The 15549-nt window shown below is 63.0% G+C and carries 13 protein-coding genes and 1 pseudogene; 7 read left to right on the top strand and 7 right to left on the bottom strand.

What is annotated here, in order from left to right; translation table 11 throughout:
- Nucleotides 1–70: 70 nt before the first annotated feature.
- Nucleotides 71–409, bottom strand: coding sequence for an ABC transporter substrate binding protein (locus WKW80_RS25440; RefSeq protein ID WP_340366360.1), 339 nt, complete (start codon nucleotides 407–409; stop codon nucleotides 71–73).
- Between the two features lie 330 nt (nucleotides 410–739).
- Here WKW80_RS25440 and WKW80_RS25435 point away from each other — a divergent pair, with 330 nt between their 5' ends.
- From WKW80_RS25435 to WKW80_RS25410, 6 genes are all read left to right on the top strand, one after another.
- Nucleotides 740–2404 carry a 2Fe-2S iron-sulfur cluster-binding protein gene (locus tag WKW80_RS25435; RefSeq protein ID WP_340366359.1) on the top strand — a complete coding sequence of 555 codons (1665 nt, stop codon included), beginning with the start codon at nucleotides 740–742 and terminating at the stop codon, nucleotides 2402–2404.
- A gap of 111 nt (nucleotides 2405–2515) precedes the next feature.
- On the top strand, nucleotides 2516–2686 hold the full coding sequence (locus WKW80_RS25430; protein WP_340366358.1) for a hypothetical protein: 171 nt from the start codon (nucleotides 2516–2518) through the stop codon (nucleotides 2684–2686).
- Between the two features lie 710 nt (nucleotides 2687–3396).
- Nucleotides 3397–4917, top strand: a complete 1521-nt coding sequence (locus tag WKW80_RS25425; protein WP_340366357.1) for an FAD-dependent oxidoreductase — start codon at nucleotides 3397–3399, stop codon at nucleotides 4915–4917.
- 136 nt (nucleotides 4918–5053) lie between these two features.
- On the top strand, nucleotides 5054–5209 hold the full coding sequence (locus WKW80_RS25420; RefSeq protein WP_340366356.1) for a hypothetical protein: 156 nt from the start codon (nucleotides 5054–5056) through the stop codon (nucleotides 5207–5209).
- A gap of 238 nt (nucleotides 5210–5447) precedes the next feature.
- Nucleotides 5448–7034, top strand: a complete 1587-nt coding sequence (locus WKW80_RS25415; RefSeq protein ID WP_340366355.1) for a sulfatase-like hydrolase/transferase — start codon at nucleotides 5448–5450, stop codon at nucleotides 7032–7034.
- 1378 nt (nucleotides 7035–8412) lie between these two features.
- Nucleotides 8413–8622, top strand: coding sequence for a Tn3 family transposase (locus WKW80_RS25410; RefSeq protein ID WP_422822961.1), 210 nt, complete (start codon nucleotides 8413–8415; stop codon nucleotides 8620–8622).
- A 31-nt stretch (nucleotides 8623–8653) separates the two neighbouring features.
- On the opposite strand, the gene WKW80_RS25405 is transcribed toward WKW80_RS25410, so the two are convergent.
- The 3 genes and pseudogenes from WKW80_RS25405 to WKW80_RS25395 all read right to left on the bottom strand — a co-directional run.
- On the bottom strand, nucleotides 8654–9547 hold the full coding sequence (locus WKW80_RS25405; protein WP_340366354.1) for a hypothetical protein: 894 nt from the start codon (nucleotides 9545–9547) through the stop codon (nucleotides 8654–8656).
- 146 nt (nucleotides 9548–9693) lie between these two features.
- Nucleotides 9694–9819, bottom strand: a complete 126-nt coding sequence (locus WKW80_RS25400) for a hypothetical protein (protein ID WP_340366353.1) — start codon at nucleotides 9817–9819, stop codon at nucleotides 9694–9696.
- A gap of 546 nt (nucleotides 9820–10365) precedes the next feature.
- Nucleotides 10366–10995: pseudogene (locus tag WKW80_RS25395) on the bottom strand (NmrA family NAD(P)-binding protein); the annotation flags it as partial.
- A 300-nt stretch (nucleotides 10996–11295) separates the two neighbouring features.
- On the opposite strand from WKW80_RS25395, the gene WKW80_RS25390 reads away from it, so the two are divergent.
- Nucleotides 11296–12381, top strand: coding sequence for a GlxA family transcriptional regulator (locus tag WKW80_RS25390; RefSeq protein ID WP_340366352.1), 1086 nt, complete (start codon nucleotides 11296–11298; stop codon nucleotides 12379–12381).
- A gap of 168 nt (nucleotides 12382–12549) precedes the next feature.
- On the opposite strand, the gene WKW80_RS25385 is transcribed toward WKW80_RS25390, so the two are convergent.
- From WKW80_RS25385 to WKW80_RS25375, 3 genes are all read right to left on the bottom strand, one after another.
- Entirely contained in the window at nucleotides 12550–12888 is a 339-nt protein-coding gene (locus WKW80_RS25385) for a Rieske (2Fe-2S) protein (protein WP_340366351.1), read from the bottom strand.
- A gap of 500 nt (nucleotides 12889–13388) precedes the next feature.
- Nucleotides 13389–14348, bottom strand: a complete 960-nt coding sequence (locus WKW80_RS25380; protein ID WP_340366350.1) for a cation:dicarboxylate symporter family transporter — start codon at nucleotides 14346–14348, stop codon at nucleotides 13389–13391.
- A gap of 206 nt (nucleotides 14349–14554) precedes the next feature.
- Nucleotides 14555–15532 (bottom strand): tripartite tricarboxylate transporter substrate binding protein BugD, encoded by a 978-nt coding sequence (locus WKW80_RS25375; RefSeq protein ID WP_340366349.1) that lies wholly within the window; start codon nucleotides 15530–15532, stop codon nucleotides 14555–14557.
- Nucleotides 15533–15549: the final 17 nt, after the last annotated feature.

Here is a 15549-nt window from a genome sequence, read left to right as displayed (position 1 = left end):
CCGTAGGCCCGTCCAATCGGCCGGCGCGGCCTTCCGTCTTTGCGGCAGACTTCACGCAAGGATCAGAGACTCAGGATATGACTGCGTCAGCCCGAAGGAGCGCGCTCTGCGGGATGGACAAGCCAATTGTCCTGGCAACCTTCAGGTTGACGACGAACTCAAGCTTCGTCGGCTGCTCCAACGGCAGGTCGCCGGGCTTTGCGCCATTGAGTATCTGCACCGCGAACTCTGCAACGCGACGGAACGTCGCTGCGTGGTCGGGCCGTATGACAAGACATTCAAAGCCGCGATAGTCTGCCATCACAGGCACCCGATGCGCCGCCTCGAAGGCAACCCAGGCATCCCGCAGCTTCTGGTTGATCTGGTGTCCGACGAGAAGTACTCCGTCAGCCTGATGCCTCTCGATCAATGCGATCGCCGACGAAAAATCAGCGGCCGCATTGATGTCCAGGGGGACAGGGCGATTCCAAGTGATCGCGCGCTTGCACGGTAGCTCTCGAAAGCCGATTCGATACTTGCGCTGGTAAGGCCGGTCAGCCGCCCCATGCCTATCCCGATACGTTGGGGTCAAGGAGGGCCATGGAGTCGGCTGCAATTCTGCGAAGGTGGTCGAGCATTTTGCGCAAGGTCGCAGGACTGCATCGAGCGACGCGCGCATAGTGCGCGAATGCCGGTCATGGGTGGATGATTTGGTGCAACATGTTCGACACCATGCGGGCGACATCTGGTGGATTTCTCGATGCGATTCCTGAGCTTTTTTCCGCGTAGCCGTCGCGACCTGCGCTTGTGCAGCGGTCTGGTGCTTTTCACCTATGTGGCCTTGCATCTGTTCTGTCACGCGTTGGGATTGGTTTCCTTGAGCGCAGCGGAGGAAGCATTGCGATTCACGGTGATCTTCTGGCACAGCTTGCCCGGCACAGTCCTCCTTTACTCGGCTGCGGCGGTTCACGTATCGCTGGCGCTTTTCGCTGTCTACGAGAGGCGAACCATGCGCATGCCACCAGTCCAGTTGCTGCGTATTGCGCTCGGGCTTGCGATGCCCATTGGATTGATCGGGCACTTTGTCGCGACCCGCTATGCGTTCGAGAAGTTCGGCCTTCCGGCCGAATACTCGCGGATTGCGGCCGGTATCTGGGAAAAGGGCGCGTCTGGTCTGTCGCTTGGCCTTTTGGCGCCCGGCTGGATTCACGGCTGCCTTGGGCTGCGATTCGCGTTCGGGCACCGGGTCGCCTCGCAGCGCATCAAGCTCGCAATATTTGGAGCCGCGCTACTGCTCCCGGTTTTGGCCGCGGTGGGCTTCGTCACCATGGGCAGGGAGCTGTCCGCCCAGCAGGCTCAACGCCTCGTCCCGGTTCAAGTCGGGCAACCCGCTCAAGAAGCTCAACTGGCTCGGTCGCAGGATGACGCACAGTTGACCTATGCGGCCGTATTGATCCTGATCGTGCTTGGCCGCGTGGCGCGAACCTTGAACGAGCGCAGGCGCAAGTCGGTGGTCTGGATCTCGTATCCGGGGCGGACCGTCAGCGTGCCGCGCGGCTGGACAGTGCTCGAAGCGAGCCGCAGCTTTGGCGTTCCACATCAGGCGATGTGCGGCGGCCGGGCCCGTTGCACGACATGCCGGGTTCGAGTTGTTGAAGGGGCATCGCATTGTCCGGAACCGCAAGTCGACGAAGCGCGGGCATTGAGCCGACTCGCCTCATCAAAAGGAGTCGTACGGCTCGCATGCCAGTTGCGGCCAACCGGCGATGTGCAGGTGGAGCCGATCCTGCGCGGCCCGGTGGTGGGACGACCGGTGGTCCTGCGAGCGTCGGATGCGACGGAACTCGACGCGGTTCTGCTGCTGCTGGATGTTCGGATAGACGCTGGCGTCGGGGCGCAGAGCGCGTCCGCACACGACACGATCTACGCGCTGGGCCGCTACCTGGCCATCGCGGAGGCAGCGGCGATTTCCCGCGCAGAAGTCTTCAAGCACTCCGCTTCCAGCTGGATTCTCCTGTTCCGGGGAGGCAACGATCGGCTCTATGGCAGTGCGGTATCTGTCGCTCGCAAGATCGATCATGAGGCAGCGAGCTTGTGCACCACGCTTGCCAGCGACTTGGGACTGCACGCAGCATCGTCGCTGGTCATGCACGCCGGCAAGGTGGTGGTCGGAACCATCGGCGCAGGAACGATGGCGGTTGTCGGTGGACCGGTCGAGGACCTTGAACTCGTTCGCAAGAGATTGCCCGCGATCGGCGCCAGCTTCATCGTTTCCAGGAGTGCCGCCATCGCCGGAGCCGTATCAGACGAAGGCCTTCTCTGGGAATCTGCGCAGCCTGGGGACAGTGTGCAAGCGCACGGCGAGGCGTGGGCCGCAGCCCGGCTGCCGGCAGCGGTCGCGCAGTCTGGTGTTGTCCGGGGGTAAGCTGGTCGTCAGACGGTAGGCACTCTCCGACACGCGTTGGCGGCCCAGACCGCCGCGGCCGTGACCTGGGCCGTGCAGACTGGCCTCCATTCGCAGCAACGGAGAGAGAACATGTCTTTTGCCCTCTACATGATCGGGTTCCTGATCTTCCTGGCTGGCCTCATCTGGGGCGCTTCAGTCGCGGGCGTACCGACGCTCTACATCGGCATCGGGACGCTGGTCGTGCTGGGTATCGGGATTTTCAGCGCGGTGGGGCGTACGCGCGGCAAGGATCCATCCTGAACGCAGCCGCGCGCGGCGCGAGCGGCATTGCGCTCAGCCTGCACATGCCGCGCCACCCCTGGCTGAGCGCCCCGGGGCGCGCCGTCCTCGAATCCCAACATGACTTTCGTCCCATTGGCGTCCTGGTGAACGACGCCGGCTATTGAGCGAGACAGACCGGGCCAAGGGAGGAGTAGCCTGCCTCCTCGAACACGACGGCCTTGCCGAGAGGCCGAGGCCGCCCAGCGCATGCAGCCCGATTTCATTCATGCGAAATCGGGCTACCGGTTGGCCCATCTGCATGCACCTCGTAGGTGAATCTGCAGACGGTAAGTCTCCCGGGACACTCGGTCAATCGCTGCCTGGGCAGCAAGCCTTTGCGCGCCAGAAGCGCATTGACCATGCTCGAGGATGTGAATCGGCAGCATCGCGCTTTTTCGAGGAGTGCCGGAAGCTCAGGATCGTTGTCTCATCGGACAGTGGATCGCTCAGCTTCAGCGGCCGCGATTGGCGTCCGCTACTTCGATGGCCGTCAAGAAATGCCGGCGTCGGACCCAGGCTGGCCAAACAGAAGCCTCGGCTGAAACGGACTTCGTTGGAAAATCGTCCAAAGAAGGTCACGAGGGTGTTCACGCCGACTGTGGGGGTTTGCAGACCCCGCGCAGCGCGAGTACTGTGCGGGCTTCCTTCGTGCCTTCGACGTCTGGATCGCCCCCAACTACCCCACGACCATGACCGACTCCATCCAACCCGACCTGAAAGCTGGCGTTCCGCTCGAACACGTTGCCGACGGCGCGATGCTGTCCGGGCAGATCGACGGCGAGGACGCGCTCCTGCTGCGCCAAGGCAATGCGTTCTACGCGATCGGCGCGCAGTGCACGCACTACCACGCGGCGCTGGCCGACGGCCTGATCTGCGGCCATTCGCTGCACTGCCCGATGCATCACTCGCAGTTCGACATCCGCAGCGGCTCGGCGCTTTGCGCGCCGGCACTCGACGACCTGCCCACCTGGCGCGTCGAGCAGGTCGACGGACGGGTGTTCGCCCGCGAACGCATCGTTGCTGCACCGCGTTCGCGCAAGAACGCGCCGTTGGACGACGTGGTCATCATCGGTGGCGGTGGGGCCGGCTTGGCCGCCGCCGACAGGTTGCGGCGCGAAGGGTACGAAGGCCGCCTCACGATGCTCAGCGCCGACGTCGATCCGCCGTATGACCGGCCGAACCTGTCGAAAGACTTCCTCGCCGGCACGGCGCAAGCCGACTGGATGCCGCTGAAGCCGGGCGACTGGTACAGCGAGCAGCGCATCGACCTGCGGCTGAACACGCGTGTCGAGGCGATCGACGTAGCCGCACGCCAGTTGCGCGTGGCCGACGGCCCGGCATGCGTGTTCGGGGCGCTGCTGCTCGCCACGGGCGCCGACCCGGTGCAGTTCGTGGTGCCCGGCGCAGCGATGGGCCAGGTGCTGAGCCTGCGCAACTTCGCCGACAGCCGTGCAATCGTTGCTCGGGCGGCATCGGCCCGCTCGGCGCTCGTGATCGGTGCGAGCTTCATCGGCCTCGAGGTCGCGGCATCCCTGCGCGGTCGCGGTCTCGAGGTTCACGTCGTGGCCCCCGACGCGGTGCCGATGCAGCGCGTGCTCGGCCCGGAACTCGGCACATTCGTGCGCGACCTGCATACGTCGCACGGTGTGATCTTTCATCTGGGCACGACAGTGACGCGCGTGGATCGCGAGCGCGCCAGCCTGGCCGACGGCACCGTGATCGAGGCCGACCTGATTGTCGCGGGCGTCGGCGTGCAGCCGTCGGTCGTGCTGGCCGAGCAAGCCGGGCTCGCGGTCGACCGCGGCGTCAGCGTCGATGCCTACCTGCAGACCAGCGCGCCGGGCATCTTCGCGGCCGGCGACATCGCGCGCTGGCCCGATCCGCATTCCGGTGAACGCATTCGCGTCGAACATTGGGCGCTTGCGCAGCGCCAGGGCCAGGTCGCCGCGCTGAACATGCTCGGTCGGCGCCAGCCCTTCGACATCAGCCCGTTCTTCTGGAGTCAGCACTACGACGTGACCATCCAGTACGTGGGCCATGCCGAACGCTGGAATGCGATCGAGATGGATGGATCGCTGTCGGCGCGCGACTGCAGTGTGCGCTACAGCCAGGGCGACCACGTGCTCGCCGTCGCGACGATCGGCCGTGACCTGGCCAGCCTGCGTGCCGAGCGCGAACTCGAGAACGCTCTGGCACCGGGCCAGCCGTGATGCAGCAACCTGCCGATACTCGTTGGGTCAGGATGCAAATGATCAGACCGGCAAGGGCGCTGCAATACGAATCGAGCACGACGGGCTGGGATCGCTGGCACGATCAAGCGGCCTTGCTCACCGCCTTCGCCCACCCATGACTTCAAACTTGGACGGCGCCAACTGGTTGAGCGCGTCATGTCTCCACGACGCAGAACCGGTCGTCGATTTCGAGATCTTCGCCGCACCTTCCGCACGCTTGGGCACGGTAATCCGCGCGTACCCGTCGACCATCGGCGCCTTGGCAAACTGAACCGTTGCCTCAACTACGCGTTGGCGCGTTGCGCGCCTGCCCACGACATCGAGTGCGATGGAAATCTTCTCGGTCTGGCAGCCCCTGCCGGCCGCAATGTCTTCGAGCCGCGAGCGACCAGGTCGCCAGGGATCTTGCCAGAATGCCGTTCTCTGTGTAGAAGGTCATGGAGCAGCATAGCGATCCACAGGAGGCGCATGTGGCATCCGCGCCAATGGAAATCAGACGGCATCGCGTCGTGAGTCTGATTGACTATGTTTGGGGTGCCATCCTGCTGGTGCCAGCCCTGTCGACCTTCTGGTCCACGCACGTGTGGGATCTCGGGGCCACCTATCTCGTTGCTGCAACCGCAGCGTTCTTTGGCTTGCTTCGGGCGATCCTGGGGCTTCGAGTATTCCTGGTGCTGACGTATGTCCCGGCGCTATTCGGCGTTCTAGCCGTGGGAGCCGATCGTCTACGCGATGTCAACCTTCTCGAGGCGGCCTTGATTCGGCCGGACCCCCACGAAGCGTGGCCAGTCATTCAGCCTTATGCCCAGTGGATAGCCCTGGCCGCGGTCCTGTTCGCCGCGCCGATCTGGGTGTTGTTCCGCATGCCATCGACCCGGACGGCGCGCCGGAAGTGGCCTTTGGCTGCCCTCGCGACAGTCACCGTCGCCTCGGTCATATTCGGCGCGATCTTTCGTGACACCGTGCTGAGGGCGTGGCCGCTGAATGTGATTTCCGTGGCCGCGGCTTCTGCGATCGGCCGTGACGACTTCATCTCGACGGTGTCGCCCTATGCGGCCATCAACCCCCGGTCGGCGTCCGCGAGTTGGGGCGCCTCGCGGTTGCCGGGCCTTCACCCGCAGAACGAGACATACATCCTCATCATCGGGGAAACAGTGCGTGCCGACCGGCTCGGCGCATGCGGCGGCCAAAAGCAGGTCGGCATCAGCCAACTCGACGCGATCATCTATTGCGACGTCACGTCCGGCTCCAGCAGCACGCATACGTCGGTCCCTCTGCTCGTCTCGCGCGAAATGCCTGGCGGTGCATTTCGGGTCAGCAAGGACGCAACGTTCATGAAGGCTTTCGAGGAGGCTGGATTTCACACCTACTGGCTTGCCGTCCAGGAAAGAGGCATAGCGTGGCCTGACGCCAACACCGACATGTTCGTATCAATAAAGAGGACCGATCGAGAAAGCCTTCTGCCATCGCTCAGATTGATGCTCGCGCAGAACGCGCCCAAGAAATTGATCGTGGTGCATGTCTACGGCGCACACTTTTCCTACTGCGATCGCTATGACCCCGCAACAGCTGCCTTCCAGGCCGACTGCTCGAAGCTTTCTGAACTCCCGGATGATTCCACGCTGCCGGATTTCCTCCGCGCCTTCGACAACGCCGTAGCCGAATCCCTCCGATTCGTCGATGCCGTGATCTCGGAGGCAGCGCAGGCGGGCGGCTCGTCCTTCGTGATGTACACGGCTGACCATGGCGAGAACCTGCTTGACGACGGGCGAAAGCTCTTTCAGCACGCGCTGAAAGACCCGACGCAATGGGACACGAGAGTCCCGGCCGTCATGTGGGCGAGTGATGAATGGCGCGCCAACAACTCCGCGCGATGGGAACGGCTTCGCGCCAACCATGAAGCGAAGGTGATGCATGCCGACCTTGTGCCCACCCTGCTCAATTCAGCAGCCATCAGGTATGTAGACGAGCGGCAAGCCGCTGTCGATCTCGGAGCGATGTCACCGGCTGCCGATAGAACCCGGTGGGTGATGCGACGTCTCGGTGAGAAGGTAGATGGCGATCAACTGCGCCGAGTAGAGCCCGGCAAGCAATAGGCGTGGGGCTGGAACAAGTCCCTCGGCCGCAGCGGTGAAGGAGTCCGGAAGAGATCGACCCGTCGACCGAAGTCAAAGAGGAAGCACATGGAATCGCCACTCGCACGATTTGGCCTGCAAGACCTCGGGCTCTCGAGACTACCGGATCTCGCGGGCACTATTACCGCGCGTCAACTCGATGCCGCGACCGCGGCGCTATTGTCAGTCTCGAGGTCGAGCTTCAACGCTTTGCTGACCGCGGGCACTCCGAGCAGTTGCGCCGAAGATCCTCGACTGGTTTCATCTCGGTATGAAGCTGCATGCGGTGAAGGGACCATCTTCGCGCGGTGGTACTTCCTACCGAACGCCCATCCACCGTTGATGACCCGATGCGAGCGGCTATGAAAGAAGATCCGCAATGCGCTGGTGGAGGGCAGGGGAGAAGGCGCCATTGAGATGACACGAACACTGGCGATGGCGCCGCAGCATCACGCACGTCTGGACGCGGGGTTGAATGTGCGCGTAGTCAGTGGTTATGCGCCCTGTCTGTTCATGGGAGAGGCGGCTGTTCCGCGCATGCACGGGAAGACGCGCCGACGCCAGGCGGGCGGTCCAAACACAACGAATGGCGTGCCCTTGCCTTCTCGTAATGCAAAGAGACTGGAAAATCGTCGGGGCCTGATGGCCCATCATCCGTGAACCATCCCGCGAGCCACGCATACGCGAGCACCGCCACCGAGACCGCCATGAACGCGCCGATTAGTCGAATTACGAGGTTCATTGAGTCACTTTTTTCGACAGTGCGGCGACCCCGCGGGCGGACGACCGACGGCTCAATCGCGCAACTGGCAGTGCCGATTTTGTCTGAAAATGTGACTATTTGTTACGTAAATTCCGAGCGCCGGAGGCGGGGTGATCTCGGTTTTCGTGAATTTTGAGGCGCTTGAACCGATTAACCTCAACCAAATCAATGAGTTGTCAGACGCTCTGATTGGCGGCAGGGTGGGTCTCGTGTATTTTTTGGCGCTGTGGAATTGCCGAGTCGCGAAAAGTATCCGCCGTTCCGGGCTCGCCGGTACGGGTTAATGACTTGCTCGGGCCTCTGGTAGAAAAGCTGCGTGCGGGCGGGCGTCGCCACGGTAGCCGAGGACTGCGAGCAGGTTGCTCTTGGAGTTGACGCCGAAGGGATGCTTCACCTTCCGGCAGTTGACGGCGCTGCCCGACAAGAGCGAGCCACGCCGCTTGCGCGACCTCATCTACAGCGAGGCGCTCCCGGGTCGCCGCGTAGAACGTTTAAGCCGAGCAAACGAATCCGGCAATGCGGTGGCAAAGTTGTGGGCTTCGACTGTGCCCAAGTCTCCGAGACCTTGCCGAGCGCAAGTAGTATCTGCCGCCGGGCATGGCCTTCCCGCAGGGCATCGAGCGCGCGACGATCAAGCGGGTGTCGCACAAGGCGATTCATGCGGGATGGGACGAGTTGCTGCGCGTGGTGGCGTCGATTCGCGTGGGCAAGATCGGCGCCGAGCTTGCGCCGCGCCTGCCGGGAAGCGTCGCACTCTGGAACCCACTTGGGCGTGCAAGGCATTCGCCGAAGCCATGCAATAGGTGAAATGCCTGCCGCCCATCTTCCTGAACAACTGTCAACGCGTCTTCATATACGCAGCGTAGAGCGAGGGCTGAAGATCCCGCAGCACCTTGCGTCGCGCAATGATGTCAGCGTGACGGCCCTGTCGCTCCAGGCCAAGCAGCTCGACCATGAGACGCATTGCCTGCTCTGGTGCGCCATGCTGCGAAGCCTGTGCGAGCGCCATTTGTTCACGAAGCGCGGGGCGTTCGATGAGCACCCAAGTCGCAAACCAGCTCAGGTCACCACCATCAGCGGTCGCGTCGGAACTGGCACTGAAGTTTGCCTCGAAGCTGCGGATCAACTGGGGCAGGAGTGGGTCGGGCGAGCGGTGCGCGAGATCTTCCAGCAGCGTTGGCGACAGCCATCCCAGTTCCGCGAGCAGCGGCCAGGTCGCGCGCAGGCCGAGCAGGTGCAAGCGAGCCTCGGCCATCCAGCAAAGCGGCGTTGGTATGCGGCGCCACGATTCGATGGAAGCAACGGCCTCAGCGACGTTCCCCCAGTCGCCCGCACGTAGCCAAAGCGCGGCGGCATGGTCTTGTGGACACTTTGCATGGAAGGGCAGCGCGCCGGCGCGCCGCGCCAGGTCCTGCCAACTCGCCTGAAGCCAACGGATTGCACCGCACGGGTCGAAGATGCGCTGAGCAGCAGGGCAGATGGTCAGCTCCAGCATCTGCCGCGCCGCGCGCAAGGCTTGGTGGTCGCCAAAGGGCTGTGGCCGGCCGAGGTCGTCTGCTTCGATCGACCTTGTGAGAGTCTGTAGCGCGGGCAGGCTGTCGTCGGCGGGATACTCCTGCGCCAAGCGGTCGCAAGCCGATCGAGCGCCGAGCGCGTCGCGCTGCTCGAGCGCGTGTGCGACGTCATTCCTGAGCATCACGTCGCGGCTGTTTTCAAAGATGTCGAGTTGCATCCGATCAAGCAAGTCAAAGTTGTCTTCGGGTCTACCCACCCTCGATTGGCGTCAAGCGTCGCGCCTCCCCACCGACGGCACGTCGAGCTGGCCTGCGGCTGCCACCGGGTGTTGCCATAGGATACTTCGCTTGAGGAACGGTCTGATCAGGTCGTCCAGCGCGTCTTGATTGCGAACAGTGGCGGCGACTCGGTCACCTCGCTGCAGAAGAATCCCGGTGATTTGCGGCCGAAGCCGCTGCGGGTGCCAGTGACAAGCCATGTCCTAGACACGACGGTTTCCGTTCAGTGAGCCTGCGACCGCGGCTTGATTTCAAGCCAATTCGACAGGTCGGCTCACGCGGCGGATGTGCTGCGCATATCCAGTCCAGCCAACGCCATCCTGAGCGCGGCCACTCTCGGCGTTCCATTCAATGCTTCCATCCGGCGTTGCGCTTGCAGCCAAAGCGGGACGGCTTGGCGAAGGCGTCGTTGCCCCGCCTGCGTGAGCTCCACCAGGCGCATGCGGCCATCAGTGGGCGCAGGGCCAATCTGAACCAGGCCATCCCGCTCCAGAACGGAGGCCATCTTTCCCATGCCGTCCGCTCGGTGACGAGGCGCCCAGCAAGGGTGTTCATGGGCGCACTCCTGACCTCTTCGAGCAACGCCAGAATCAGAATTGCGATATCCGAAGCCCGGTAGGCTGAAGATGCGCGTCGTGAAACCTTGCCGCCTGCCGGGCCGCCTTCTTGATGGCAAAGCAGCTGCAATCCTCGACCCGTGGGGGCGCGTCGACCATGGGCATACCAGGCTCCTGGATTCCGAGATGGACTCAGCCCTTCAGACAAACGCATCGCGGTTCTTCGCGATGAAGTCCGCAACGGATAGCGCCGGCTCACCCGTCGCCTGCTCCACTGCATCGTTTGTGCCCGCGAACACTCCGTTCTGATAGTCCTGGGCCACCTCGACCGGGTGTTGAACGAGAAATGGGTTGAACTTGTATGTGTGCTGCATCTCATGCCGGAATTCTTCGATGGAGAGCGGGGCATATTCGATCTGCGCGCCAAGTACGTCACTCATGGCAGCGGCAATCTGATCGTGATTCATCTCGACCGGGCCATGAAGGGTGTAGGTCTTGCCCCCGTGTGCAGAAGGTTTGTCCAGGATGTGCGCAATGACACGACCCTGGTCGTCGGTCCCGATGGGCGCGTGACGGCCGTCTCCGAACGGGAACTGAATGCGCTTCTTCGCCCAAATCTCATGCGCGAACTGGGGATAGACGAGCCAGTCGGCAAAGAAGGTGGGACGCAGGTGGGTCGTCGCCACGCCTGACCAATCGAAAACGCGTTCTGCAACCCAGTGGTCTTGCGCGGCATGGCTCTTCGAGTCCCGCCGCGCCGAAATCTGCGACATGTTGACGATGGCGGTGACACCTGCCTCCTTTGCGGCCTGCGCGAAGAATGCGCTCGCGTGTCTCGGTCGTACTTCAGGCCGCGCTTCCTGCCAAGGAACTCAGAGAACCACCAGGTCCGGTGCAAGTGGTTCTTCATCGTCTCCGAGTGCACTCGATGCACCAGCGAGACGGCCTTGCGAGCAAGCTGCGTGTCCGGCGCTGTGATTCCTCTGACTGCGACAAGTGAGCTCATTTTGGAATGCCTCGGATTTGGTTGACTTGGGCTCAAGTCTAGAAATCAGAAGGTTGGCACAAAAGACAATATTCAGACGATTTGTGCCAAAATGGGTTTTGGTCTCTTCGAGACTGGAGGCCCGATGAAAAAGCGTACGAAGCTTGGAAGCACCCCGACCGGGCCCGCTCAAAAGCGGGTGGTCATCTTGGGGCTGGCACCGGTAGACGCCCTGGATGTCATAGGGCCGGCAGAGGTTTTTGCCTTGGCCAACAGAATGCACGCAGGTGAAACCGCGCCCTACGTGCTCGAATTGGTGAGTGCAGGGACAGACGTGTACGTGGAGAGCGAGACGGGTATCGGTCTCAGAGGGCACCGGACGTTGGCCGATGAGCGCCGTGCGAGCAGACCGATCGACACGCTCATCGTTGCCACTGGCACGGGCTCACTCGAGCACTTGGACGGCACTGCTATCGATTGGCTGCGAGTCCGAGCCAAGACCGCAAGACGGGTTTGTTCGATATGTGTTGGCGCGTTTGCGCTGGCAGAGGCCGGGCTGCTGGACGGCCGCCGAGCGACAACGCATTGGGCCATGGCGAATCGGCTTGCCGAGCGCTACCCTGCAGTCCAGGTTGACCCGAATCCGATTTGGGTGAAGCACGGAAACCTCTATACGTCCGCGGGAATCACGGCTGGAATCGACCTCGCCCTCGCATTGGTTGGAGAAGACTTGGGCAACTCCGTTGCGTTGGAGCTCGCCAAGGGCTTGGTCTTGTTTCTTCGACGACCAGGAGGACAAGCTCAGTTCAGCGTATCACTCCAGGCCCAGAAGCGGATGAGCCCTGCCCTCGATGCCCTGCGTCTCTGGGTAAACGAACACCTGGGCGCGGAGATAACGGTCGAGATGCTTGCTGACGTCGCAAACACCAGTGTCAGAACGTTGGTGCGGATGTTTCAACGAGAGATGAAGACCACGCCCGCGAAGTACGTTGAGGAGGTACGGCTCGAAGCAGTTTGCCAGGCTCTCGAGCTTGGCGGACGGTCACTGGAATCGATTGCGCGCCGATACGGCTACCAGAGCGTGGACGTCTTGAGGAGGGCGTTTGTCCGGCGCCTCGGGGTGACGCCTAAAGAGTACGCACAACGGTTCGGGACTGCTGCCACCGGACCTGACGAAATCGAAGTCTCTCAGAGTGGCAGAGCGTCGGTGCAAAGGGCGTACGTTCCGTGAACCCACGCCTGTGTGAACTGACCTATCCAATCGAAACGGGCCGCAGCGATTGCGCAAATCAAGAGTTTCAACTTCTGAAGGAGACAAGGGTATTGGTCATGTTGACGGTCATGCTCGATGGTCCAGCTCCGTAGCTGGTCACACGAAAGCGCGCTTTCGCCGCGCGCATCAAGCTGGCGGCGTGCCAGGGGCGGCCGTGTCGTTGACTGTCACTACAAGGCGGCCGTCCCGCACATCCACGGGCAACTTCGTGAGGCACAAGCCCCCTGCGCCGGGCATGCAACCCGTGGTCACGTCGAAACGCAGCCCGTGTGCGGGGCAGTGAATGATGCGTCCATCGAGCCGGCCGCTTGCCAGTGATGCGCCGTTGTGAGGGCATGAGTTTTCGATGGCATGGACCGTGCCATCGATGTTGAAGAGAACGATGCTGCGGCCGCCCGCGAAGGCGAGCTTGCGCCCGCCTAGCGGGAGTTCGTCGATCGAGCCGACCGGAACGTCATGCAACATGGCGCGTATCCTCGCTGATGCAATAGCCGCCGCTCACTCGGGCTTGAATCCGATCTCGCGCAGCACCACCCCCATTCGCTCGTAGCCGGCGGCGTCGAAGCCGATCTCCTGCAGTTGCGCGCTGTCACCCGGCTGCCGGCACTTCCGCGTTGACCCACAAGCCCATCCACGCGACCACGTGACCGCGACAACCGTCGACTGCGGATCCCCAGCTTCGCGAGAGTCGGGCACCTCGGCAGCAACGGCGACCGCTTGGGCGTGCTGACAGCGCAGGCATTGATCCTATCGGCTTTGACCAGCGAAAGCGAGGCCGGCATCCCGTCGAACATCACCGGCGCTTGCCCGCCCTTTGACATCGCTCAGCGCCGGCGTGGAGCCATTGAAGCCCATCGTCGACGGCCGGATCGGGCCGATGATCTCAGCAGACCCGACGCGATGAACGACGGCAACGCAGGGCGGACCAGGTCAGGAGCAACGCCGACCATTCGTCATCGGGCTGCCTATCCCATTGCCACGGTGCGACCTCGAAGTGTTCGCCCAAAAGCCGGGACGCGTTGACCGAATCTCGGCCCATCACCGCATCCATCAGGTGCGATGCCCATCTTTGGTGTTCCGACGGGCCGACTCTGTTCCGTGCCGAAAGTGATGAGGAGTTCATCCCGGATGTAGCGCAGGTACGAGAAGATCGAAATCCGGCAGATCCGCGCGACGGTTCCGAGCACCACGACGATGAACAGCACGCAGGTGCCATACACGGCGATGATCAGCTTGCCGTAGGAGGCCAGGGAGCCCACGCCGTACTTGCCGATGGTGAACGCGATGGCGCCGAACGCACCGATCGGAGCGAGCACCATCACCATCTTCACGATGCCGAACAAGCCGTTCAGGAACAGGTCGATCATGTCGATGAAGGGCTTCGCACGCGCGCCCATCTTCGACAAGGCGGCACCGAGCAGGACAGCGAAGAAGATGATCTGAAGCACGTTGCCATCCGCGAAGGAGCCGACGATGGTCCTCGGGATGACGTTCATGATGAAGTCGACGGCGCCTGCGTGCTGCGTTTCCGCGGCGCTGGTGTAAGCCGAGATCGCCTTGCCGTCGAGCGTCGCGGCGTCCACGTTCATGCCGACGCCGGGCTTGAGGATGTTCACGACCAGCAATCCGACCACCAGGGCGATCGTCGACAGCACCTCGAAGTACAGAAGCGCCTTGGCGCCCACCTTGCCGACTTCCTTCAGGTCGCCCATGCGGGCGATGCCGACCACGATGGTGCCGAAGATCACCGGCGCCAGCAGCATCTTGATGAGCTTGATGAAGCCGTCGCCGAGCGGCTTCATGTCGGCGCCCACGGTCGGATGGAAGTGCCCGAGCGCCACGCCGACAAGGATGCCGATGAGAACCTGGATATACAGGCGCCGCAGGAGTGGCACCTTCGGGGATGTGGATGAAGTGAGTGTCATGTTGTCTCCTTGTTGATGGCGAGCGCCATCCACGGCTGCGCCACCGATGGCTGAAATGTCGAAACTGAAATGGTTGAGGCGCGCTGCGCCTTGTGGAATCCGGCGGCGACGAGCTGTCGGCGCTGCGCCGGCGGGTCGGGCCTGTCTTCCGACCATCCCGATCGAAGGCCCCGGGCTCTATCGGCCCGGTGCGCCGCTAAGTGATTTCAGTCCGCGTACTCGCCCGCGTCCTTGATCACCTTCGACCAGCGCGCCTTTTCGGCTTCCAGGTGCTTCCTGTGGCCGGCTGGCTCGAGGCGCTCGTCGCTGACGACGGTAAGTCCAAGGGCCTCTTCACGCTTGATGAGGTCGGGGTCCTTCAATGCGACGCGCAGCGCGGCATTGAGCTTGGCCAGCACCGCGGGCGGCGTGCCGCGCGGCGCGTACAGGCCGTGCCAGACCTGGACGTTGAAGTCCGCCAGCCCGGCCTCCGACAAGGTCGGTGCATCCTTCAACGACGGCAGAGGCAGGCGCTTCAGGCTGGTGATCCCGTAGACCTTGACCTTCTTCCCCTCGATCTGCGGCACCGCATTGGTTGCCTGCTCGCACATCAGGTCGACCTGCCCACCGATGAGGTCGGTCATCGCGGGCGCAGTGCCCTTGTAAGGCACTGGGGTCATGCTGGTCTTCAGTGCGCTCTGGAACATGAGGCCGCAGAGATGCGACGCGGAACCGAGGCCCGCATGAGCAAGGTTCACCTTGCCGCCGTTCGACGCGATCCATTGCCGCAGTTCGGCGAAGTTGTTCGCCGCCAGCATTGGTTTGCCGATCACGACCGAAGGCGCCTCGTTGATGAGCCCCAGCGTCTCGAAGTCCTCGGGCACCTTGTAGCTCAGCTTGCGGTACAGCGCCGGCGCCGTCGCCATGCCGATGTGGTGCAGGAGCAGCGTGTAGCCATCCGGTGCCGCCCTTGCCACCTTGGTCGAGCCGATCGTGCCGCCCGCGCCGGCGGCGTTTTCGACGATGACAGTCTGGCCCAGCGGCTTGCGCAGCGCCTCGGCCAGGTCGCGGGCAATCTTGTCGCTCGGGCCGCCCGCCGCGAAGGGTACGACCAGCGTGACCGGCTTGTCCGGAAACTCCGCAAAGGCCAGCGAGGCCGATGCGAGCAGGGCAAGGCCGGCGCCGCAGCGCCAGAACTTGTTCATGGTTCTTGTCTCCTTGG

Origin of the sequence: Variovorax humicola (assembly GCF_037889915.1) — a bacterium.
GTDB lineage: Bacteria > Pseudomonadota > Gammaproteobacteria > Burkholderiales > Burkholderiaceae_C > Variovorax > Variovorax humicola.
The sequence above is the reverse complement of the archived record's forward strand: the minus strand, read 5'-3'. Positions and strand labels throughout refer to the sequence as shown.